General features: G+C 74.5%; 18 protein-coding genes. 9 read left to right on the top strand and 9 right to left on the bottom strand.

The window, feature by feature from the left end:
* Window positions 1-46: 46 nt before the first annotated feature.
* Both gyrA and gyrB read right to left on the bottom strand, forming a co-directional pair.
* A complete protein-coding gene (gene gyrA / locus BMZ33_RS16500) occupies window positions 47-2,515 on the bottom strand; it encodes a DNA gyrase subunit A (protein ID WP_091113054.1) in 2,469 nt (822 codons plus the stop codon).
* A 103-nt stretch (window positions 2,516-2,618) separates the two neighbouring features.
* Entirely contained in the window at window positions 2,619-4,649 is a 2,031-nt protein-coding gene (gene gyrB, locus BMZ33_RS16495) for a DNA topoisomerase (ATP-hydrolyzing) subunit B (RefSeq protein WP_091113052.1), read from the bottom strand.
* A 281-nt stretch (window positions 4,650-4,930) separates the two neighbouring features.
* Here gyrB and BMZ33_RS16490 point away from each other — a divergent pair, with 281 nt between their 5' ends.
* The gene (locus BMZ33_RS16490) at window positions 4,931-6,448 is read left to right on the top strand and encodes an SDR family oxidoreductase (protein WP_091113048.1); all 1,518 of its coding nucleotides are present in this window, start codon (window positions 4,931-4,933) and stop codon (window positions 6,446-6,448) included.
* A gap of 93 nt (window positions 6,449-6,541) precedes the next feature.
* Here BMZ33_RS16490 and BMZ33_RS16485 read toward each other — a convergent pair whose 3' ends face one another.
* From BMZ33_RS16485 to dnaA, 7 genes are all read right to left on the bottom strand, one after another.
* The gene (locus tag BMZ33_RS16485; RefSeq protein ID WP_091113044.1) at window positions 6,542-8,311 is read right to left on the bottom strand and encodes an ABC transporter ATP-binding protein; all 1,770 of its coding nucleotides are present in this window, start codon (window positions 8,309-8,311) and stop codon (window positions 6,542-6,544) included.
* Window positions 8,312-8,326: 15 nt separating this feature from the next.
* Complete coding sequence (locus BMZ33_RS16480) at window positions 8,327-9,181, bottom strand: hypothetical protein (protein WP_091113042.1); 855 nt, start codon at window positions 9,179-9,181, stop codon at window positions 8,327-8,329.
* 13 nt (window positions 9,182-9,194) lie between these two features.
* Entirely contained in the window at window positions 9,195-9,695 is a 501-nt protein-coding gene (locus BMZ33_RS16475; RefSeq protein ID WP_091113038.1) for a DciA family protein, read from the bottom strand.
* Window positions 9,688-10,842, bottom strand: coding sequence for a DNA replication/repair protein RecF (gene recF / locus BMZ33_RS16470; protein ID WP_169064446.1), 1,155 nt, complete (start codon window positions 10,840-10,842; stop codon window positions 9,688-9,690). The genes BMZ33_RS16475 and recF overlap by 8 nt, the downstream gene beginning before the upstream one ends.
* A 60-nt stretch (window positions 10,843-10,902) precedes the next feature.
* On the bottom strand, window positions 10,903-11,835 hold the full coding sequence (gnd, locus tag BMZ33_RS16465) for a phosphogluconate dehydrogenase (NAD(+)-dependent, decarboxylating) (RefSeq protein WP_091113030.1): 933 nt from the start codon (window positions 11,833-11,835) through the stop codon (window positions 10,903-10,905).
* A gap of 147 nt (window positions 11,836-11,982) precedes the next feature.
* On the bottom strand, window positions 11,983-13,194 hold the full coding sequence (gene dnaN, locus BMZ33_RS16460; protein ID WP_169064445.1) for a DNA polymerase III subunit beta: 1,212 nt from the start codon (window positions 13,192-13,194) through the stop codon (window positions 11,983-11,985).
* Window positions 13,195-14,022: 828 nt separating this feature from the next.
* Entirely contained in the window at window positions 14,023-15,849 is a 1,827-nt protein-coding gene (dnaA, locus tag BMZ33_RS16455; RefSeq protein ID WP_091113022.1) for a chromosomal replication initiator protein DnaA, read from the bottom strand.
* 594 nt (window positions 15,850-16,443) lie between these two features.
* Here dnaA and rpmH point away from each other — a divergent pair.
* From rpmH to BMZ33_RS16415, 8 genes are all read left to right on the top strand, one after another.
* Window positions 16,444-16,581 carry a 50S ribosomal protein L34 gene (gene rpmH / locus BMZ33_RS16450; protein WP_040338882.1) on the top strand — a complete coding sequence of 46 codons (138 nt, stop codon included), beginning with the start codon at window positions 16,444-16,446 and terminating at the stop codon, window positions 16,579-16,581.
* The gene (rnpA, locus tag BMZ33_RS16445) at window positions 16,520-16,978 is read left to right on the top strand and encodes a ribonuclease P protein component (RefSeq protein ID WP_342027980.1); all 459 of its coding nucleotides are present in this window, start codon (window positions 16,520-16,522) and stop codon (window positions 16,976-16,978) included. Before rpmH ends, rnpA begins: the two co-directional genes overlap by 62 nt.
* Entirely contained in the window at window positions 16,975-17,394 is a 420-nt protein-coding gene (yidD, locus tag BMZ33_RS24710; protein WP_091113015.1) for a membrane protein insertion efficiency factor YidD, read from the top strand. The genes rnpA and yidD overlap by 4 nt, the downstream gene beginning before the upstream one ends.
* Window positions 17,387-18,550 carry a membrane protein insertase YidC gene (gene yidC / locus BMZ33_RS16435; RefSeq protein WP_169064444.1) on the top strand — a complete coding sequence of 388 codons (1,164 nt, stop codon included), beginning with the start codon at window positions 17,387-17,389 and terminating at the stop codon, window positions 18,548-18,550. Before yidD ends, yidC begins: the two co-directional genes overlap by 8 nt.
* Window positions 18,551-18,659: 109 nt before the next feature.
* The gene (locus BMZ33_RS16430; RefSeq protein ID WP_169064443.1) at window positions 18,660-19,352 is read left to right on the top strand and encodes a Jag family protein; all 693 of its coding nucleotides are present in this window, start codon (window positions 18,660-18,662) and stop codon (window positions 19,350-19,352) included.
* Entirely contained in the window at window positions 19,349-20,011 is a 663-nt protein-coding gene (gene rsmG, locus BMZ33_RS16425) for a 16S rRNA (guanine(527)-N(7))-methyltransferase RsmG (RefSeq protein ID WP_091113007.1), read from the top strand. Before BMZ33_RS16430 ends, rsmG begins: the two co-directional genes overlap by 4 nt.
* 85 nt (window positions 20,012-20,096) lie before the next feature.
* Window positions 20,097-21,230, top strand: coding sequence for a ParA family protein (locus tag BMZ33_RS16420; RefSeq protein WP_091113004.1), 1,134 nt, complete (start codon window positions 20,097-20,099; stop codon window positions 21,228-21,230).
* Entirely contained in the window at window positions 21,227-22,306 is a 1,080-nt protein-coding gene (locus BMZ33_RS16415) for a ParB/RepB/Spo0J family partition protein (protein ID WP_091113001.1), read from the top strand. The genes BMZ33_RS16420 and BMZ33_RS16415 overlap by 4 nt, the downstream gene beginning before the upstream one ends.
* Window positions 22,307-22,325: the final 19 nt, after the last annotated feature.

Here is a 22,325-nt window from a genome sequence, read left to right as displayed (position 1 = left end):
GGAGCCGTGGCACGCGGCCACGACCCACCGTGCTCCCGCTCTCACCCTAGGCGGCGGGCTCGTCGTTGTCCGTCGTCCGGGCGATCGCCACGATCGTCACGTCCTCGGGCAAGTTCATGAGCTTGACACCCATGGTGGCCCGGTCCTTGTTGTGGCGCACGCCGTTGACCGGGGTTCGGATGACCCCGCCGCCGGAGGTGATGGCGTACAGCTCGTCCCCCAGCCGCACCGCCAGGGCCCCGACCAGGTTGCCCTTGCGCGCCTTGGGGTCGGCGGTGAGCACGCCCTTGCCGCCGCGGCCCTGCGGCGGGTAGTTCTCGATGCCGGTGCGCTTGGCGAAGCCGCGCTCGGTGGCCACCAGGACGTCGACGCCCTCCTCGACGACCATCATCGACAGCAGCTGGTCGTCGGAGCTCAGCGAGATGCCGCGCACGCCCTCGGTGGCCCGGCCCATCGGCCGCAGGGTGGCGTCGTCGGCCTTGAACCGGATCGACATCGCCTTGCGGGTGACCAGCAGCAGGTCCTGCTCGGGGTCGATGAGCGCGGCGCCGACCAGCTCGTCGCTCTCGCGCAGGTTGACGGCGATGACGCCGCCGCTGCGCGGGGAGTCGAAGTCGGCCAGCCGGGTCTTCTTCACCTGCCCGTTCGCCGTGGCCAGGACCAGGTACGGGGCGACCCCGTAGTCCTTGATCTGCATGACCTGAGCGATCTTCTCGTCGGGCTGGAAGGCCAGGATGTTGGCCACGTGCGCGCCGCGGGCCGTGCGGTTGGCCTCGGGCAGCTCGTAGGCCTTGGCCCGGTAGACCCGGCCCTTGTTGGTGAAGAACAGGATCCAGTCGTGGGTGGAGCCTACGAAGAAGTGGTCGACGAGGTCGTCCTGCTTGAGCTGGGCCCCCATCACGCCCTTGCCGCCACGACGCTGCGACCGGTAGAGGTCGCTCTTGGTGCGCTTCGCGTAGCCGGTGCGGGTGATGGTGACGACGACCTCCTCCTCCGCGATGAGGTCCTCCATCGACACGTCGCCGTCGTTGGCGACGAACTGCGTGCGCCGGTCGTCGCCGTACTTCGCGACGATCTCGCCGAGCTCGTCGCGGACGATCTGCCGCTGCCGCTCCGGGGAGTCGAGGATGGCCTGCAGGTCGGCGATGCGGGCCTCGATCTCGGCCAGCTCGTCGAGGATCCGCTGCCGCTCGAGGGCCGCCAGCCGGCGCAGCTGCAGGTCGAGGATCGAGACCGCCTGGATCTCGTCGACGTCCAGCAGCTCCATCAGGCCGGTGCGCGCGGCGTCCGCGGACTCGCTGCTGCGGATGAGGGCGATGACCGCGTCGAGCTGGTCGAGGGCCTTGGCGTAGCCGCGCAGGATGTGCGCGCGCTCCTCGGCCTTGCGCAGCCGGTAGCGGGTGCGCCGCTGGATGACCTCGATCTGGTGGTGGACCCAGTTGCGGACCAGCTCGTCGAGGCGCAGCGTGCGCGGCACGCCGTCGACGATGGAGAGCATGTTGCAGCCGAAGGACGTCTGCAGCTGGGTGTGCTTGTAGAGGTTGTTCAGCACGACCTTGGCGACGGCGTCGCGGCGCAGGGTGATGACCAGCCGGCGCCCGACGCGGTCGCTGGACTCGTCGGCGATCTCGCTGATGCCCTGCAGGCGCCCCTCCCGGACCCCCTCGGCGATCGCCTCGGCGAGGTTGTCCGGGTTGACCTGGTAGGGCAGCTCCGTGACGACGAGCTGCACCCGGCCGCGGGAGTCCTCCTCCACCGTGACGACGGCGCGCATCCGCACCGAGCCGCGACCGGTGCGGTAGGCGTCCTCGATGCCCTCGCGGCCGACGATGAGGCCGTGCGTCGGGAAGTCGGGGCCCTTGATCCGCTCCATGCACGCGGTCAGGGCCTCCTCCGGCTCGGCCTCGGGGTGGTCGAGCATCCAGAAGACGGCCTCGGCGACCTCCCGCAGGTTGTGCGGCGGCATGTTGGTGGCCATGCCGACCGCGATGCCGGCGGAGCCGTTGATCAGCAGGTTGGGGATGCGCGAGGGCAGGACGACCGGCTCCTCGGTGCGGCCGTCGTAGTTGCCCTGGAAGTCGACGGTCTCCTCGTCGATGCCGGCGAGCATCTCCATGGCCAGCGGCGTCAGCCGGCACTCGGTGTACCGCATGGCCGCCGCCGGGTCGTTGCCCGGCGAGCCGAAGTTCCCCTGGCCGTCGATCAGCGGGTAGCGCATCGACCAGGGCTGGGCCAGCCGCACGAGGGCGTCGTAGATCGCCGAGTCACCGTGCGGGTGGTAGTTGCCCATCACCTCGGCGACCGGGCGGGCGCACTTCACGTACCCACGGTCGGGGCGGAAACCCTGGTCGTACATGGCGAACAGGACCCGCCGGTGCACCGGCTTGAGCCCGTCGCGGACCTCGGGCAGCGCGCGCCCCACGATCACGCTCATCGCGTAGTCGATGTAGCTGCGCTGCATCTCCTGCTGGAGGTCGACCGCCTCGACGCGGTCGCGGGCTGGTGTCTCGGTCACTTCAGGTCCTCATGGTCCATCGCACGGTGGCTGAGTCGAGGTGGCCCCCGTGCAGGGGCCCGCTGCGAGCGAGCGAGCAGTGGGGGGCACGGGGGTCCTTACATCAGACGTCGAGGAAGCGGACGTCCTTGGCGTTGCGGGTGATGAAGCTGCGGCGGGCCTCGACGTCCTCGCCCATCAGCACGCTGAAGATCTCGTCGGCGGCGGCGGCGTCCTCCAGGGTGACCTGGCGGAGGATCCGCGTCTCCGGGTTCATCGTGGTCTCCCACAGCTCGCTGGCGTTCATCTCGCCGAGCCCCTTGAACCGCTGGATCATCTCGTCCTTGATCTTGCGGCCGCCCTCGACGCCGGCCCGCACGACCGCGTCGCGCTCCTTGTCGCTGTAGGCGTACTCGTCACCCACCTTGCCGCCCCACTTGATCTTGTACAGCGGGGGCTTGGCCAGGTAGACGTACTGCCCCTCGACCAGCGGCCGCATGAAGCGGAACAGCAGCGTCAGCAGCAGCGTGCTGATGTGCTGCCCGTCGACGTCGGCGTCGGCCATCAGCACGATCTTGTGGTAGCGCAGCTTGGTGATGTCGAACTCGTCGTGGATGCCGGTGCCGAAGGCGGTGATCATCGACTGGACCTCGGTGTTCTTCAGCACCCGGTCGATGCGCGCCTTCTCGACGTTGATGATCTTCCCGCGGATCGGCAGGATCGCCTGGTACATCGAGTCGCGGCCGGACTTCGCCGAACCACCGGCGGAGTCACCCTCGACGATGTAGACCTCGGAGTTGCGCGGGTCGGTGGACCGGCAGTCGGCCAGCTTCCCCGGCAGGCCGCTGACCGACAGCAGGCTCTTGCGGGCGAGCTTGCGGGCGTCCTGCGCGGCGCGGCGGGCCCGGGCCGCCGAGGCGGCCTTGGTGATGATGGTCTTGGCCTCGGTCGGGTTGGACTCGAACCAGTGGCCGATCTGCTCGTTGCAGATCCGCTGCACGAAGCCCTTGACCTCGGTGTTGCCGAGCTTGGTCTTGGTCTGTCCCTCGAACTGCGGGTCGCCCAGCTTCACCGAGACGATCGCGGCCAGACCCTCGCGGATGTCGTCGCCGGTGAGCTTGTCGTCCTTCTCCTTGAGCAGCTTCTTGTCCACCGCGTACCGGTTGACGATGGAGGTGAGCGCCGCGCGGAAGCCCTCCTCGTGGGTGCCGCCCTCGTGGGTGTTGATCACGTTGGCGAAGGTGTGCACCGACTCGGAGTAGGCGTCGGACCACTGCATCGCGACGTCGACCGACATCGCCATGTCGTTCTTGCCGGTGCCCTCGGCGGAGAAGCCGATGACCGACTTGTGGATCGCGGTCTTGCGCCGGTTGAGGTGGGCGACGAAGTCGACGAGGCCGCCGTCGTACCGGTAGGTGACCTCGGTCGGCTCGAAGGCCTGCTCGTCGGCCTCCACCGGGGCCGCCAGGGTCGCCAGCGACTCCTCGCCCACACCGGTCTCGGCCTTGCCGTGCCCGGGGCGCTCGTCGCGCAGGACGATGGTCAGGCCGGCGTTGAGGAAGGCCATCTCCTGGAGCCGGCGGTCGATCGTGTCGAACGAGTAGGTCGTCGTCTCGAAGATGCCGCCGTCGGCCCAGAACGTGATCGCGGTGCCGCGCCGGGTGGTCGGGCCCACCTTCTCCAGCGGGCCGGGCTTGGCCTCGGCGTAGGACTGCTGCCACTGGGTGCCGTCGCGCCAGACGGTGACGTCCAGCCGCGTGGACAGCGCGTTGACGACGGTGACGCCGACGCCGTGCAGACCGCCGGAGACGCCGTAGCTCTTGCCGTCGAACTTCCCGCCCGCGTGCAGCACCGTCATGATCACCTCGACGGTGGGCCGCTTCTCGACCGGGTGCACGTCGACCGGGATGCCGCGGCCGTTGTCCTCGACGCGCACCCCGCCGTCGGCCAGCAGGGTCACCCGGACCGTGTCGCAGTAGCCGGCCAGCGCCTCGTCGACGGCGTTGTCGACGACCTCCCACACCATGTGGTGCAGGCCGCGCTCACCGGTCGACCCGATGTACATGCCGGGGCGCTTGCGGACCGCCTCGAGCCCCTCGAGGACGGTGATGGAGCTGCCGGAGTAGGAGTTCTCGGTCTTCGGTCGAGCGACCACGTGGGGCCCTTCTGTCACGCTGCCGGCACGCGGGGGCCTCCCTGCGGGAGGGGTCCCGAGGGCGCACAGCGCCGCTGAGCCGGATGCTGGGGATTCCTGGCCTCCATGTTACCGGGTGCACCGACAGGAACGACGCCGTCCACGCCCTGACGTCGCCCCTGCGCCACTGGAGGCACCGGCTGTACCACCCGTGTTGGGCGGGGGCTCGACACGCCCGTCCAGGGACGCTGGGCCGGTCGACCGGACGGCGCCGTCCGCGCCCGGCTCCCAGACTGGTCGACATGCAGCCCGCCGAGCGTGCACTCACCTGTCTGGTCACCGGCGCCACCGGCTACGTGGGCGGCCGCCTCGTCCCCGAGCTCCTCGCCGCCGGCCACCGCGTCCGCGTGCTGACCCGCGCGCCGCAGAAGCTGCGCGACCGGCCCTGGATCGGGCAGGTGCAGGTCGCCGAGGCCGACGCCACCGACGCCGACGCGGTGACCCGCGCCTGCGCCGGCGTCGACGTCGTCTACTACCTCATCCACTCCCTCGGCAGCGGCCCGGAGTTCGAGGCCACGGAACGGCGGTCGGCGGAGGTCACGGCCGGCGCGGTGCGCGAGGCCGGCGTCGGCCGGCTGGTCTTCCTCGGCGGGCTCGAGCCGGAGGACGAGGAGCTCTCCCCCCACCTGCGCAGCCGCACCGAGGTGGCGCGGGTCCTGCTGGCCTCCGGGGTGCCGACGGTGGTCCTGCGCGCGGCGGTCGTCCTGGGCTCGGGCTCGGTGTCCTTCGAGATGCTGCGCTACCTCACCGAGCGGCTGCCGGTGATGATCACCCCCCGGTGGGTGCACAGCCGGATCCAGCCGATCGCCATCCGCGACGTCCTGCGCTACCTGGTCGGCTGCGCCACGCTGCCGCCCGACGTGCACCGCTGCTTCGACATCGGCGGCCCCGACGTCATGGACTACGCGACGATGATGCAGCGCTACGCCGAGGTCACCGGGCTGCCGCGGCGACGGATCCTGCCGGTGCCGATCTTCACGCCGTCACTGTCGAGCCACTGGGTCGGCGTCATCACGCCGGTCCCGGCGGGCATCGCGCGGCCGCTGGTGGAGTCCCTGCGCAACACCGTCGTCTGCAAGGAGCACGACATCGCGCAGTACGTGCCCGACCCGCCCGAGGGCCTGCTCGGCTTCGACGAGGCGGTGCGGCTGGCGGTGCTGAAGGTCCGCAACAACGCCGTCGACACCCGGTGGACCGGCGCGTCGGTGCCGGGGGCGCCGTCGGACCCGCTGCCCAGCGACCCCGACTGGGCCGGCGGCAGCCTCTACCTCGACGAGCGGACCCGCGAGACCGACGCCTCGCCGGACTCGCTGTGGCGGGTCGTCGAGGGCATCGGGGGGGAGACCGGCTGGTACAGCTTCCCGCTGGCCTGGGAGGTGCGCGGCTGGCTGGACCGCGCGGTGGGCGGTGTCGGGCTGCGCCGCGGCCGGCGCGACCCCCGGGACCTCTACGTGGGCGACGCCCTGGACTGGTGGCGGGTCGAGGAGCTCGAGGAGGGCCGGCTGCTGCGGCTGCGCGCGGAGATGCGGGTGCCGGGCCTCGCCTGGCTCGAGTTCCACGTGGAACGTGGGGACGCCGGGCGCACCCGGCTGCGGCAGAAGGCCACCTTCCACCCGCTCGGCCTGGCCGGGCAGGCGTACTGGTGGAGCATCTCGCCGTTCCACGGGATCGTCTTCGGCAGCATGATCCGCAACATCTGCCGCGCCGCCGAGGCGCTCGACGCCGGCGACGAGCGGGCCGCGACCGGCCGCGCTGCGTGACGGGGGACGTCCTCCCGCGCCGCAGCACGTCCTCCCCGACCGCCCACCGTCGGGGAGGACGCTCAAGCACCAGGTCACCTGATCGTCGCCGCGTCAGACCAGCAGCTGGGCGGCGGCGAGCTCGCGGTAGAGGGGGCTGGTCCCGACCAGCTCGCCGTGGGTGCCGCGGGCGACGACTCGGCCCGCGTCCAGGACGACGATCTGGTCGCTGTCGAGCACGGTGGACAGCCGGTGGGCGACGACGAGCAGCGCCCGGTCGGCGGCCGCGGCGGCGAGCGTCTCGCGCAGCAGGCCCTCGTTGCGGGCGTCGAGGCTGGCGGTGGGCTCGTCGAGCAGCAGCAGCGCCGGGCGGGCCAGCAGGGACCGGGCGATGGCCAGCCGCTGCCGCTCGCCGCCCGACAGCAGGACGCCCTCGTCACCGACCGGCACGTCCAGGCCCCGCGGTGAGCGCTGCACCACCCCGGTCAGCCCGACGTCGGCCAGCACCGCCCACAGCTCGTCGTCGGCGGCGTGCGGCGCGGCCAGCAGCAGGTTCTCCCGCACCGTGCCGGCCAGCACCGGCGCCTCCTGCTCGACGTAGCCCAGCTGCGCGCGCAGCGCCGCCCGCGGCAGCTCCCGGACGTCGGTGCCGGCCCACCGGATCGTGCCGCCGCTGAGCGGGTAGAAGCCCTCGACCAGCGCCAGCACCGTCGACTTGCCCGCCCCCGACGGACCCACCAGCGCCACCCGGCTCCCGGCCGGCACGGTGAGGGAGACCCCGCGCAGCACCTCCGTGCCGTCGGGGTAGGCGAACGAGACGTCGTCGAGCTCCAGCAGCGGCACACCGGGCGCCGCCGTCCGGGGCGCCACCGTCGCCCCGCCCACCTCGGCGGCCTCCGCGCGCTCGGGCTCGAGGCCGAGGACGTCCTGGATGCGGGCCAGCGCGCCCAGCCCGGTCTGCAGCTGTGTCCACGCCCCGATCGCCTGGCCCAGCGGCATGACCAGCAGGAACAGGTAGAGGATGAACGCGACCAGGTCGGCGACGGCGATCGAGCCGGTGGCCACCCGGTACCCGCCCAGCCCGAGGACGGCGAGGAACGCCCCCTGGACGGCGACCATGCCGGCCGGCTGCACCAGCGCCTCCAGCCGGGCGACCGAGACGCCGGCCCGGTAGGCCCGCCCGGCGCTGTCGCCCACGCCGGCCACCTCCCGCGCCGTCGCGCCGCTGGCCCGGATCGTCCGCACCGCCGAGAGCGCCCGCTCGACGGCCGCCGTCATCGCCCCGACCTCCTCCTGGGCCCGCTGCGACAGCCGCCGCACGCGCCGGCTGGAGGCCACCACCACGGCCAGGCCCACCGCGACGGAGGTCACCGTCACCAGCAGCAGCCATACGTCGACCAGCGCCATGGCCACCAGCGCGCCGACCGCGACCACCACCGAGCCGGCCACCTCGACCACCCCGGAGGTGACCGTGGCGCGCAGCAGCGTGGTGTCGGCGCCGACCCGGGACATCAGGTCGCCGGTGCGCCGGCGGTCGTACTCGGCCACGGGCAGCCGCAGCAGCCGGTCGGCCAGCACCCGCCGGGTGGTGAGGACGACACCCTCACCGGTGCGCTGCAGCAGGTAGGACTGCGCGGCGTTCAGCACGGCCCCGGCGACGAGGACCAGCACGAGCGCGGCCACGGCGGGCAGCAGCGGCCGGCCCGCGCCCACCGCCGAGATGACCCGGCCGACCAGCACCGGCTGGGCCAGGGCCGCGGCCGCGCCCACGAGCGACAGCCCGGCGGCCAGCAGCAGCGGCCGCCGGTGCGGCCGGACCAGCGGCAGCAGCTCGCGCAGCCCCGCGGCCGGCGCGGGTGCCGGGGTCCCGCCGGGGTCGGTCACGCCCGGCCCCCGGGCTCAGGCCGCGCCGGCGAGCGCGGCGACCATCGCGGTGAGCAGCCGGGCGTGGTGCTCGAGCAGCTCGGGCCGGTGGCCGTCGGGCCGGACGGCGGCGAGGTGGCCGGCGGCGGTCCAGAACTCGTCGCCGTCGTCGGTGCCCATGAGCAGCCCGCGCACCGCCTGGTCGGCCACCAGCCGCCGCACCGCCTCCCCCTCCTCGGCAGCGAGCAGCACCCAGCGGGCGTCGAAGACCTCGTCGCCGCTGGGCACCGGCACCAGCCCGCCGGTGCGGTGCCGCCAGAACCGGGCCGGCGAGAGCCGCAGGCCCGGCAGCGGCAGCAGCACCGGCGCCGCGGTGACCGCCCACTGCGGCACGGTGCGCCGCCTGTCCACGAACACGACGTCGAAGGCGACCAGGTCCAGCGCCCCGGCCCGGCCGCGCATCACCCCGGCGGCGCGGTGCTCCCTGGCGGTGCGCACCGGGGCGCTGGCCACCAGCTCGGCGAGGACGGCGTCCTCCGGCGCGGTGCCGTCGGAGACGGTCCAGCCGTGCTGCAGCGCCCAGCTCTGCGCGCCCACGGTGTCGCCCTGGTACCGGAACACCTGCTCGGCGACCGACGGCGTCCGCGGCCGGCCGCCCCAGGCCGGGGTCGGACCGGGTGGTGCGGCCGGCGGCGGCTCCTCGGGACGGCGCTCGGGCTCGGCCGGCGGCAGGTCCCAGCCCGGCGGCTGCCACGTGCCCGGCCCGCTGCCGCCGTCCCCCGACGCCGGGCCGCGGTCGCCCTTGCCCAGGTGCACCGGCTCCTGCCGGCCGCCGGGCTCCTCGTCCCGCGGGCGCTGGTCGTCGTCGTCGTGGCTGTGCGGGCTGCTCATCGGGGCACCGTCCTCATCCGTACGTGTCGCGCGGCCCCCGCCCGCGGACCGACCGCGGGCCCTTCTTCCAGCTGGGGGCCGTCGGTCCGACAACGCGCAGCCGGGTCACGACGTCCCCGCCCACCTGCGCGCGCAGCCGGGCCAGGATCGTCGGGGCCAGCAGCCGCAGCTGGGTGGCCCACGCGGTGGACTCGGCGACGACGAGCAGCTCGCCCTCGGTGAGCGTCTCGGGGCGGCAGTGGGCGGCGATGTCCGGGCCGACCAGCGCCGACCAGCGGCCGAAGACCGCGCCCACCCGGGTCTGCTCGGTCCAGTCCTGCGTGCTGACCAGCGAGTCGACGAGGCGGGCCAGGGGCTGCGGGTCGTCGTCGCCGGGCCGTGGGCCGGTCCACTTCCGCCGGGGACCGGCCACCCGCCGGCGGGTGGGTGCGGGACGCGCCGCCGAGGCCGCGCGGGCCGCCTCCAGCGCCGCGCGCGCGATGTCGCTGGGCCGGGCCTGGCGGTCCTCAGCCACCGGGCACCGTCTCCACCGGCGTCGCCGTCCCCCCGGAGACCTCCACGCGGGCTCCCCTCAGCTCCTCGGGCACGTCGTCGAGGACGGCCGCGGTGATGAGCGTCTGCTCGGCCGACCGGGCGACGTCGGTGAGCGCGGCCCGCCGCCCGGCGTCGAGGGTGGCGAACACGTCGTCCAGGACCAGGATCGGCTCCTCGCCGTCGGCGCGCCGCAGGGCGAAGCAGCCGAGCTTGAGCGCCAGCGCCAGCGACCAGGACTCGCCGTGGCTGGCGAAGCCCTTGGCCGGCGCCGGGCCCAGGTGCAGCACCAGGTCGTCGCGGTGCGGGCCGACCAGCGTCACGCCGCGGTCGACCTCGTCGCGCCGGCGCTCGGCCACCCGCGCGCGCAGCGCCGCCGCCAGCTCGGCGGCCGGCGGCGTCGCCGTCCCCCTGGCCGGCGGCGTCCCGTCGCCGGCCAGGGGCACGCTGCTGGCGTAGCCCAGACCGGCCGGTGCCGCGCCGGGTCCGGCGACGGCGGCGTAGGCGTGCGCCACGTGCGGGGCGAGGTCGGCGACCAGCGCCAGCCGGGCGGCGAGCAGCTGGCCGCCGAGCTCGACGAGGTGGGCGTCCCACACGTCGAGGGTGGCCAGCGCGTCGCCGCGCGCCATCCGGGCGGTCCTGAGCAGCGCGTTGCGCTGCTTCAGCACGCGCTCGTAGTCGCTGCGCACCCCCGCGAGCCGGGGCGTGCGGCTGACCAGCAGGTCGTCGAGGAAGCGGCGCCGCTCGGCGGGGTCGCCGCGCACCAGGGCGAGGTCCTCGGGCGCGAACAGTACGCTGGTGACCAGGCCGAGCAGCTCGCGGGGACGCGGCAGCGCCGCGCGGTTGACCCGCACCCGGTTCGCCCGCCCGGGGTTGACCTCGACCTCGACGAGCAGCTCGCGGTCCTCCCGGCGCAGCGCCGCGCGGACGACGGCCTGTGCGGCGCCGTGGCGCACCAGCGGGGCGTCGGCCGACACCCGGTGGCTGCTCATCGTCGCGAGGTAGCCCACCGCCTCGACGAGGTTGGTCTTGCCCTCCCCGTTGCGCCCGACGACCACCGTCGGGCCCGGGCCCAGCGCCAGGTCGACCTTCTCCCAGTTGCGGAAGTCGACGAGCTGGAGGTGCCGCACGTACACCTCAGACCCGCCCGCGCCGGGCGTGCGGGGCGTGGGGGGGAGGGTGGTCCTTCCTCACGCCGGGCGCTCGACCTCCTGGGCCCGGACGGCGTGCACCGCGTGCCCGCCGAACTGGTTGCGCAGCGCCGCGACCGCCTTCATCGTCGGCGAGTCGTCCTGCCGCGAGGAGAAGCGGGCGAACAGCGACGCGGCGATCGCCGGCATGGGGACGGCGTGGTCGATGGCCTCCATGACCGTCCACCGGCCCTCGCCGGAGTCCTCGGCGTAGCCGCTGATCTTCTCCAGGGTCGGGTCCTCCTGCAGCGCGCGGACCAGCAGGTCCAGCAGCCAGGAGCGGATGACGGTGCCCTGGGTCCAGGAGGCGACGACGCCCGGCACGTCCTCGACCAGGTCGACGGCGGCCAGCAGCTCGTAGCCCTCACCGTAGGCCTGCATGAGCGCGTACTCGATGCCGTTGTGGACCATCTTCGCGTAGTGGCCGGCGCCCACCGGGCCGGCGTGCACGAACCCGGCACCAGGGAGGGCCTCGCCCGACTCGTCGGTCGGCGACGGCGGCCGCAGTGCGTCGAACACCGGCTGCACCTTGGCGACGTCCTCCCTGCTGCCGCCGACCATCAGCGCGTAGCCGTTCTCCAGGCCCCAGACGCCGCCGGAGACACCGGCGTCGACGTAGCCGATGCCCTTCTCGCCCAGCAGCTCGGCGTGCACCTTGTCGTCGGTGTACTTGGAGTTGCCGCCGTCGACGACGACGTCGCCGGCCTCGAGCAGCTCGCCGAGCTCGCGCACGGTCTGCCGCGTCGGCTCACCGGCCGGGACCATCACCCACACCACGCGCGGAGCCGACAGCGCGCCCACCAGCGCCTCGAGGCTGTCGACGTCCCGCCTGCCGGGCGCGCGGTCGTAGCCGACCACCTCGTGACCGCCGCGGCGCAGCCGCTCGGCCATGTTGCCGCCCATCTTGCCCAGCCCGATCAGCCCCAGCTGCACGGCTCAGTCCTTCCCTCGCGGTCGTCATGGCACGGGCGCACGCGACGGTGCGCTGCCCGAGGTGTGCGGTGCCCTCCCCGGAGGGGCGGGACACCTCTCGCGCCGCCCTCCTGCGGGGACCCGCGCGGCGGTGGAGGTGGTCCGCCGTCAGCCCGGCAGCCGCACCGGCATGATCAGGTAGCGGTAGCTGCCCGGCCGGTCGGCGGAGGCCCGCGCGCCGTCGGCGTCGGCGGCGGCCGGGTCCTCCACCCCGGAGAGGACGGCGGGCTTGAGCGGGCTGGTGAAGTCCATCCGCGCCCGGCTCGTGTGCACCGCGGCCAGCCCGTCGAGCAGGAAGGTCGGGTTGAAGCCGATGGTCAGCGGGTCGCCGTCGAACTCGACGTCGCAGCGCTCCTCGGCCTGCCCCTCGTCGTCGCTGCCGCCGGCGCGCAGGGTGACCTGGCCGGGGGTGAACTCGCAGCGCAGCGGCGTGCCACGCTCGGCGACCAGGGCGACGCGCTTGGCGGCGTCGGTGAACTGCACGACCGGCAGCGTCGCGTTGGCGCTGGAGTCGGTCGGCATGATCGCCCGGTACTTGACGAACTCGGCGTCCAGCAGCCGGGTGGTGGTCTGCCGGTCCTTGCCCGACAGGCCGAGGATGCCCTCGCCCGAGCCGCCCGAGGACAGCGAGACGACGATCTCCGGGCCGCTGGTCAGCGTGCGGGCGGCGTCGGCGAGCGTGCGGGCGGGCACCAGGACGGCGGCCGACAGTCCCGGCGTCTCGGGGCGCCAGGCGAACTCGCGCACCGCCAGGCGGTAGCGGTCGGTGGCGGCCAGGGTCACCCGGTCGTCGTCGATCTCCAGCCGGACGCCGGTGAGCATCGGGAGGGTGTCGTCCCGGCCCGCGGCGACGGCGACCTGGCCCACCGCCTCGGCGAAGACGTCGCTGTCGACGACCCCGGCCGACGAGGGCATCGACGGCAGCGAGGGGTAGTCCTCGGCCGGCAGCGTGGGGAGGCTGAACCGCGCGTTGCCACAGGTGATCGACAGCCGGGGGCCCTCGGCGCGGACGTCGACCGGGTGTGGGGGCAGCGCGCGGGTGATCTCGGCGAGCAGCCGGCCGGGGACGAGCGTGCGGCCGCTCTCGCTGGCCTGCACGTCGACCTCCGCGCGCGCGGAGACCTCGTAGTCGAAGCCGGAGACCGACAGCTGGCTGCCGTCGACCTCGAGCAGGATGCCGGCGAGCACCGGCACCGACGGGCGCGGCGGCAGGCTGCGCGCCGTCCACGCGACGGCATCGGCGAGCACCTCGCGTGTCACCCGGAACTCCATGACCGACCCACCCCAGCTCTGCACGGTCCACTGCTGTCGTCTGCGCACCTCCGCTCCCCGGCGTCCGTGCAGCCCGGGGACGGTGCTCGATGCGTCCTGCGCGGTTCATCGTGCCCGTCGGGGCACGCACGGGGGAACCCGGGACCCGATCAGGCGTCCCGCTGTCCGCTCCAGGCCCTCCAGCCAGCGCTTCCCCACCCCTACTGGGGTTCGAGAAAACCTGGATCTATCTCCCTCATCTCCGTCATCACCGGTGTGGAAGCTGGGGATCGAGGCCCTTCGTGCAGGTCAGGCCACGAGTCGACGTGTTGGTCCCGTGTGGGCAACCGACCTCCTCCTGTTGTCGACACGTGGACATCTCGACGGGTGTGCACACCGACCGCCCGCAGTCCACCTGCTGTCCCCCGCTCCCCCACGTCCGATCCCCAGTCCGTGCCCAGGTCGCCCTCCGGCCGCCGTCCGGTGGGCGTGGACGGGCCCGGTGCGACGGTGGACGGCGGTCCCCTGGCAGGACGAAAGCGCAGGTCGCCACGGTCGTGTGACGCTCCGTGCACACCTGGGGAGTGGCCTGGGGACGGGACCGCCCCCCACGGCCGTCGCGGCCACCGGGATCACACGGGGATCACGATCTCCCCAGGGTGTGCACATCCCTGGGGACAACTCGGCGACCTGTCGACAGCGGTGGGGTGCCCGACCGGCCCGGATGCCTGCGAGGACGCGGTCCTCGGATGTGTCCCCACCCTCTCCCGGTTGTGGACAGCCCGCGGGCCGGCGCGGTCCCGGAAGTGGACGGCGGGGGCCGGTCGGGGGCGACGCCGTGCGCTGGTGCGCGGTTCCTGACGGCAGGACCGCGCGTGAGCGCACACCGTCGGCGCGCTACTGCCGGGCGCGGCTCTTGATGCGGGCGGTCAGCTCGGTGACCTGCGTGTACGTCGCCCGCCGCTCGCTCATCAGGTTGGTGATCTTCTTGACGGCGTGCATGACCGTGGTGTGGTCCTTGCCGCCGAAGGAGGCGCCGATCCGCGGCAGGGACAGCTCGGTGAGCTCGCGGCACAGGTACATGGCGATCTGGCGGGCGTTGACCAGCGTTCGGCTGCGGTTGGCGCCCTGCAGCTCCTCCATGGTCACGGAGAAGTACTCCGCGGTGGCCGCCATGATGATCGCCGCGGTGATCTGCGGCCCCTGCTCGTCGCTGATCAGGTCCTTGAGCACCAGCTCGGCCAGCGGCAGGTCCACCTGCTGCTTGTTCAGCGACGCGAACGCGGTGACCCGGATCAGCGCGCCCTCGAGCTCGCGGATGTTGGTCTGCACCTTGCTGGCGATGAACTCCAGCACCGGGTCGGGCGCCTGCAGCCGCTCGCCGTAGGCCTTCTTCCGCAGGATCGCGATGCGGGTCTCCAGGTCCGGCGCCTGGACGTCGGTGATGAGACCCCACTCGAACCGCGTGCGCAGCCGGTCCTCCAGCGTCGTCAGCTTCTTCGGCGCCCGGTCGGAGGTGATGACGATCTGCTTGCTGGCGTTGTGCAGCGTGTTGAAGGTGTGGAAGAACTCCTCCTGCGTCCGCTCGGCGCGCTCCAGGAACTGGATGTCGTCGATGAGCAGGAAGTCGATGTCGCGGTAGCGGCGGCGGAAGTCCTCGGCCCGGCCGGAGTGCACCAGGTTGATGAACTCGTTGGTGAACTCCTCGGTGCTCACGTAGCGCACCCGCACGTTGGGGAACATCCGCGCCGCGTAGTGCCCGATCGCGTGCAGCAGGTGGGTCTTGCCCAGCCCGGAGTCGCCGTAGACGAACAGCGGGTTGTAGGCGCGTGCCGGGGCCTCGGCGACGGCGACCGCGGCGGCGTGGGCGAACCGGTTGCTGTTGCCGATGACGAAGCTGTCGAAGACGTACTTGGGGTTGAGCCCGGGGTCCTGGCCGGCGGGCGGGCGCCGGTCGCCGAACAGCGGGACGGCGCTGCCCCCGGCCCGGCCGCCGCCCCGCCGAGGGGCCGGGTCCTCCTCGGGCGCGGGCGGGAGGTCGTCGCCGAGGTCGAAGGGCAGCACCTCGGCGCCCTCGCCCGGGCGCACGCCGCGCCGGCGGCCGGTTCCGCGACCGCGGCCGGCCGGGCTCCAGTCGGTGGCGCCCCACTCCTCGGCCCCGCCGCGATCGCCGGCCGGGGCACCGGCCGCGGGCTGGTCGTAGGGCGGGCCGTCGTAGGACGGGGTGTCGTAGGCCGGGCCGTCGTAGGCGGGGGCGTCGTAGCCAGCCGTGTCGAAGCCGGGCGCGGGCTCGTAGCCGCTCGCGGCTCCGGCGGGCCGGTCCAGGGGGCGGGCGTCGCTGCGGACGCCGAACGCGCTGCGGCCGTCGTCGGCCCGCTCGCGCTCCTCGTCGGAGGACAGGTCGGCGGACGGCGTCCACGGCCGGCGGGTGGGCTGCGGGGCCGGTGGCGCGGCGGTGTCGGCCGGGACGTCCTCGAGCTGGATGGCGACGCCGATGTCGCGGCCGAGCTGCTCGGACAGCGCCTCGGCCAGCACCCGGCGCATCCGCGACTCGAGCACGGTCTGGGTGAACTCGTTCGGGGCGGCCAGCACCGCGGTGCCGCCCACCAGGCCCACCGGCCGGGTGAGGTTGAGCATCGCGTTCTGCTGACGGGTCAGGCTGGTGGCCAGCCGCTCGCGGACCGAGTCCCAGACCTCCGCCAGGTCCACCGTGGCATCGGCCATGACCGTGTCCTCCCCAAGCTGTGTCGTCCCCGTGTCCGGCCCCGGCGTCCCGCGCCGCAGCTGTCCGCTTGTGGACATCCGGACACAGGGGTTCCACACGAGTGTCCACAGGCTGTGCACGATCGGCGACAGGGCGCCTTGTCGACCTGGGGATGTCAGGCCGTGACGGCGTCGTCGCTGGTCGGGAGGGAGGTCGGAGACGGCTCGGGGCGGACGGCGGTCGGTCGACCGGGTGGTCGGCTGCCGGGAGCGGGCGGAGTTGCCCGGACCGGAGCGACGGCGACGCTAACAGCCCCGTCCACAGCCCGGCAACGACGCCCGGGTGCCCGTGGGACGCCCGGTGCGCGTGTCGGTCGGCGTGTCGTCGCCCGCCCGTCGGCGCGCCGACACCGCGTGTCCGCCCCGCGGGGGGAGCCTGTCCGGTCGGCGTGCGGCGGGGCCGCCGGGCCGGGGACGGCGTCCCGAGGGGTGCGGTCCTCGGGTTATGCTTGGCGGAGTCCGTGGACCGGCCCGGGCGCAGCCCTGCCGCCGGTCCGCGCGCGTGCCTGCCCACCGGCCGGCCGCACCGCCGACGTCCCGCCGTAGGAGTCCGAAGTGAGCAAGCGCACCTTCCAGCCGAACAACCGCCGCCGGTCCAAGACCCACGGCTTCCGGCTGCGGATGCGCACCCGTGCGGGCCGCGCGATCCTCGCCGGTCGCCGCCGCAAGGGTCGCGAGAAGCTCTCCGCCTGAGGTGCTGCCCGCGCAGGCCCGCCTGCGCCGGCGTCCGGAGTTCACCGCGGTCGTCCGGTCGGGCCGGCGTGCCGGTCGGCCGACCATGGTCCTCCACTACCTCCCCGTCCGACCCCCGGCCGCCGCGGCCGGGGGTCCTGGCGTGCCCGGGGACGACCCGGCCGGCCCGCGGGCGGGCTTCGTCGTCGGCAGGACCGTCGGCAACTCGGTGGTGCGCCACCGCGTGACCCGGCGGCTGCGCGCCGCCGTCCGCGAGGAACTGCGCCGGCTGCCCGCGACCGCCGACCTGGTGGTCCGCGCCCGGCCCGAGGCCGGGACGGCGACCTCCGCCGAGCTGCGGCGCGACCTGGCCGCCGGCCTGGACCGGGTCCTGACCGAGCGGACGCGGTCCTCGTGACCGCCGAGCCCTCGCCGGCCGGCCCGGCCCGCCGCCGGGGACCGGTCGCGCGCGTCCTGCTGGGCGCCATCGGCTTCTACTCCCGCGCCGTCAGCCCGGCACTGCCCCCGCGCTGCCGCTTCGCGCCGACCTGCAGCGCCTACGCCGCCGAGGCGGTCGCGGTGCACGGCGCCGCCCGCGGCTCGTGGCTGGCGCTGCGGCGGCTGCTGAAGTGCGCGCCGTGGCACCCCGGCGGCTTCGACCCGGTGCCGGCGCCGCGCGCCGGCCGGGCGACGGCCGGAACCGGCGGGACCGGTCGTCCGTCGAGGACAGCGGCACCTCCCGTGGTGCCCGCCGCCGACGGCGCCCGTCGTCCCGCCCCCGACACCTCACCGGCTGACCGCCGGTCCCCGCAGCAGGAGGCTGGCGTTGCTTGACTGGCTGTACACCGCGATCGCCTTCGTCATGAAGACGTGGCACTCGGTGTTCTCGAACTTCCTCGATCCCGCCGGCGGCATCACCTGGGCGCTGTCGATCGTGTTCCTGGTCGTCACCGTGCGACTGATCCTCTTCCCGCTGTTCGTCAAGCAGGTGAAGAGCCAGCGGGCGATGCAGGAGATCCAGCCGGAGATCGCGAAGCTGCGCAAGCAGTACGGTGCGGACCGGCAGGGCTTCAGCCAGGCGATGATGGCGCTGCAGAAGGAGCGCGGGGTCAACCCGCTGGCCGGCTGCCTGCCGATCCTGCCGCAGATCCCGGTGTTCCTCGCGCTGTTCCACGTCCTGCGCCGGCTGCGGCCGGGTGCCCCGGGTCTCTACAGCTGGGACGAGAAGCTCACCGACCAGGCGGCCAAGGCCGAGCTGTTCGGCGCGCCGATCTCCTCGTCGTTCAACATGACCGGCCAGAAGGCCGTCGACATCCTCGCGCTGCCCGGCGTCAGCTCGGCCGGCATCCGCACCGTCGCACTGATCCTCATGGTCGTCATGTGCGTCACGACCTACGTCACGCAGAAGCAGATCATGCGGCGCTCGGGCCCCGTCGAGGGCCAGGCCGCGATGGTGCAGAAGCTGCTGCTCTACGGCATGCCGATCAGCCTGTTCGTCACCGGGTTCTTCTTCCCGATCGGCGTCCTCCTGTACTGGATGACCAACAACCTGTGGACGCTGGGCCAGCAGTTCTTCATCCTGCGCAAGCTGCCCCCGCCCGGCTCCCCCGCCGCGCTGGCCAAGGCCGCGGCCGACAAGCCCGCCGTCGACCCCAAGACCCTCGCGCCCAAGCCCGGCGCCAAGCCGGTGCGCACCAAGGGCGGCCGCCCTGCGACGACCGGCGTGGACCTGGCCAAGGACGGCGACCGCGACACCGGCACGCCCTCTCCCGGCGTGACGCTGTCCAAGGACGCTGCTCCGGCCGGCCCCGACGGCGTCGCCCCGGCCTCCGCCGGGACCGACGGCACCGCGGGTGTGCCCGGCACGGGCAGCAGCGCGTCCGGCGCCTCCCCCGCCCGCCCCGGCGGTGGCAAGGGCGGCTCCCGGCCGGCCAACCGCGCGCCGCACGGGCGCCCGGCGGGCACCGGCGGGAAGCGCAAGCGCCGCTGACCCGCGGCGGCCCCACGCGGCCGCCCCTGCCGGGCGTGCCCCCGCCGCGCGCCCGGCTCCCCCGACCACCGGGTCCGCCCGGCTGCCCCCACCGACTGGAGGTCCCTCCGTGAGCGCTCCGCACCAGCCGCCCTCCGACACCGCCGCGACCGCCGAGGCGACCGCCGGCGCCGTCCTGAGCCCCGCGCCGGCCACCTCGCCGGACGGGCCCACCGACCTGCCCGACCGCGACGAGGCGAGCGCCGACGCGCTCGTCGAGCCGGCCGACGAGGTCGACATCGACGGCGACATCGCCGGCGACACCGCCGGCGGCACCGGCACCGGCGCCCGGACGAGCGGCACCGACCTGCTCGTCCGCGAGGGCGACGTCGCCGGCGACTACCTCGAGCGGCTGCTCGACATCCTCGACGTGGACGGTGACATCGACCTCGACGTCGAGGGCGACCGCGCCTCGGTCGCGATCGTCGGCGGCGACCTGCGGGACCTGGTGGGCTCCGACGGCTCGGTGCTGGAGGCCCTGCAGGAGCTCACCCGGCTGGCCGTGGCCCAGGCCACCGGCGTGCGCAGCCGGCTGATGCTCGACATCGGCGGCTACCGGGCCCAGCGCCGCGCCGACCTCACCTCGCTCGCCGCCGAGGCCGCGCAGCGGGTCGCCGGCAGCCGGCAGGCCGAGCGCCTGGTGCCGATGAACCCCTTCGAGCGCAAGGTCGTCCACGACGTCATCGCCGGGGTCTCCGGGGTGCACAGCGAGTCGGAGGGTGAGGAGCCGAACCGGCGCGTCGTGGTCCTGCCGGATCGGTGACCGGGCCCGCTGCTCCGGAGGCCGGGGCGCCTCCGGCGCCCGGCGTCGCCCGCTCGGTGTTCGGGGACGCGCTGCCCGACGCCGAGCGCTACGTCGCCCGGCTGGCCGGGGACGGTGTGACGCGTGGGCTCATCGGGCCGCGTGAGGTCCCACGACTGTGGGAGCGCCACGTCCTCAACAGCGCCGCGGTGGCCGAGGCGGTGCCCGAGGGCGCCCGGGTGGTCGACGTCGGCAGCGGCGCCGGCCTGCCCGGCGTCCCCCTGGGGCTCGCCCGGCCCGACGTGGAGCTCACCCTGATAGAGCCGATGGCCCGGCGGGTGGAGTTCCTCGAGGAGGTCGTGGCCGAGCTCGGCGCCCGGTGGCGGGTGGTCCGCGGCCGCGCCGAGGAGCGGGCGGTGGTCCGGACGGTCGGCCCGGTGGACGTCGTGACCGCCCGGGCGGTGGCGGCGCTGCCGCGCCTGGTCGGCTGGTGCCGGGGCCTGCTGCGGCCCGGCGCGCAGCTCGTGGCGCTGGTCGGCGCCCGGGCCCTGGAGGAGCTCCCGGCCCTGCTGCCCGAACTGGAACGGGCGGGGATGCGCGACGTCCACCCCCGGGCTGTCGGCACCGGGCTCGGAGAGGCTGCCACTACCGTGGTGGTCATGACCCGTGGGTCGCGGTGAGCCGGGGGCGCGCCGTTCCACGTGGAACCCCGCACAGCTACCCGACCCCGTTCCACGTGAAACGGGTCGGCGAGGAGGACCCGCGATGAGCGACCCGGGCCAGCGGCTGCGCACCAGCCTCGCGGCCGACACGGCGGCCACCTCCGGCACGGACTTCGACAGCCCCATCGCCATGGAGGCCCTGCGCGCCACGCGGGTGCTGCACGCCGCCGACCAGGAGCCCTTCCCGGCGCCCGGCCGGCTGCGGGTGGTCACCGTGGCCAACCAGAAGGGGGGCGTCGGCAAGACCACCTCCACGGTCAACCTCGGCGTCGCGCTCGCCCTCTACGGCCTGCGGGTGCTGGTCATCGACCTGGACCCGCAGGGCAACACCAGCACCGCCCTCGGCGTCGAGCACACCGTGGGGACGCCGTCGATCTACGACGCCCTGGTCGGGGACAGCTCGCTCGCCGACGTCGTCCACCCCACCACGGCCAGCCCGAACCTGCGCTGCGTGCCGGCGACGATCGACCTGGCCGGCGCGGAGATCGAGCTGGTGTCCGTGGTCGCCCGCGAGTACCGGCTGCGCCGCGCCATCGAGGGCTACGTGCAGTCGCTGCCGGAGGACCGGCGGCCGCACTACGTCCTCATCGACTGCCCGCCCTCGCTCGGCCTCCTGACGCTCAACGCGCTGGTGGCCGGCGACGAGGTGCTCATCCCGATCCAGTGCGAGTACTACGCGCTCGAGGGCCTCGGCCAGCTGCTCAACAACATCGAGCTGGTGCGCGCGCACCTCAACCCGGGGATCGCCGTCCGCACGATCCTGCTGACGATGTACGACGCCCGGACGAAGCTCGCCGACCAGGTCGCCGAGGAGGTGCGCAGCCACTTCGGGGAGCTGGTGCTGCCCACCGTCATCCCGCGCAACGTCCGGGTGTCGGAGGCGCCGGGCTACGGCCAGTCGGTGCTCACCTACGACCCGGGCTCGCGCGGGTCGACGAGCTACGTCGAGGCGGCCCGCGAGTTCGCCGAGCGGGGCGTGCACCTCGCGCCGGTGGCCGACCCGCGGCCGATGGGCCCGCCTCCCCCGCCGCCGGCCACCGCGCCGATGCCCGTCGTCCGTCCCCAGGCGTCGGCCACCGGCTCGCGTGCCGACCGCTCCCTGGCGGGGGCGGCGTTCGCCGGCACCGACGCGGCCGTCCTGCCCGTGCCCACCTCCGTCGACGAGGAGAACCGATGAGCAAGCGTGGCGGCCTCGGCCGGGGCCTGGCGGCGCTCATCCCCACCAGCGCCCCGCCGGTGGAGCAGCCGACCCTGCCCGATGCCGACCGTCCGGTCCCCGCGCCCGCCCCCGAGACGGGTGGGACGGGTGGGGCGCCCGAGGCGGCGGCACCGGCTCCGGTCGCCGTCCTCCCGCCGGCCGCGCAGGCCGCCGCGGAGGTGGCCCGGCAGCGGGAGGAGGCCGTCGGCGTCCCCGGCGCGCAGCTGCGCGAGGTGTCGGTCGGCGAGATCGTCCCCAACCCGCGCCAGCCGCGGCAGGTCTTCGACGACGAGGCGCTCGAGGAGCTCACCCACTCGGTGCGCGAGTTCGGGCTGCTCCAGCCCATCGTCGTCCGCGAGCGCAGCGGCGACGACGAGGGCGACGCCGGCGGCTACGAGCTCATCATGGGCGAGCGGCGGCTGCGGGCGGCCCGTGCGGCCGGGCTGGAGGCGGTGCCGGCGATCGTCCGGGACACCACCGACGACGCGCTGCTGCGCGACGCCCTGCTGGAGAACATCCACCGCGTCCAGCTCAACCCGCTGGAGGAGGCGGCGGCCTACCAGCAGCTGCTGGAGGAGTTCGGCGCCACCCACGAGGACCTGGCCCAGCGCATCGGGCGCAGCCGCTCGCAGGTCACCAACACCATCCGGCTGCTCAAGCTGCCGGTGAAGGTGCAGACCCGCGTGGCCGCCGGCGTGATCACCGCCGGGCACGCCCGGGCACTGCTGGGCCTGGACGACGCGGAGGCGCAGGACGCGCTGGCCACCCGCATCGTGGCCGAGGGGCTGTCGGTGCGGGCGACGGAGGAGGCGGTGGCGCTCGCCGCGGCCGAGCAGCCGGCCTCCCGCCGCCGGGCCCGCCGGATCAGCGCGCCGGGCGTGGAGGACCTCGCCGGGCGGCTCTCGGACGTCTTCGAGACCACGGTGAAGATCCAGATCGGCCGGGCGAAGGGGCGCATCGTCGTCGAGTTCGGCTCGGTCGACGACCTGCAGCGCATCATCGGCCAGATGGCGCCGGACGTCACCGGCCGCCGCGAGGGGTCCGACGCCTCCTGATGACGCAGAGCCCGGGTTC

Source organism: Geodermatophilus dictyosporus (assembly GCF_900115505.1).
Classification (GTDB): Bacteria; Actinomycetota; Actinomycetes; order Mycobacteriales; family Geodermatophilaceae; genus Geodermatophilus; species Geodermatophilus dictyosporus.
The sequence above is the reverse complement of the archived record's forward strand: the minus strand, read 5'-3'. Positions and strand labels throughout refer to the sequence as shown.

Coding starts and splice junctions, on each gene's coding strand:
- BMZ33_RS16420 (WP_091113004.1), top strand. CDS start 20,097: ATGAGCGACCCGGGCCAGCGGCTGCGCACCAGCCTCGCGGCCGACACG.
- dnaA (WP_091113022.1), bottom strand. CDS start 15,849: ATGGCCGATGCCACGGTGGACCTGGCGGAGGTCTGGGACTCGGTCCGC.
- BMZ33_RS16480 (WP_091113042.1), bottom strand. CDS start 9,181: ATGAGCAGCCCGCACAGCCACGACGACGACGACCAGCGCCCGCGGGAC.
- BMZ33_RS16490 (WP_091113048.1), top strand. CDS start 4,931: ATGCAGCCCGCCGAGCGTGCACTCACCTGTCTGGTCACCGGCGCCACC.
- BMZ33_RS16415 (WP_091113001.1), top strand. CDS start 21,227: ATGAGCAAGCGTGGCGGCCTCGGCCGGGGCCTGGCGGCGCTCATCCCC.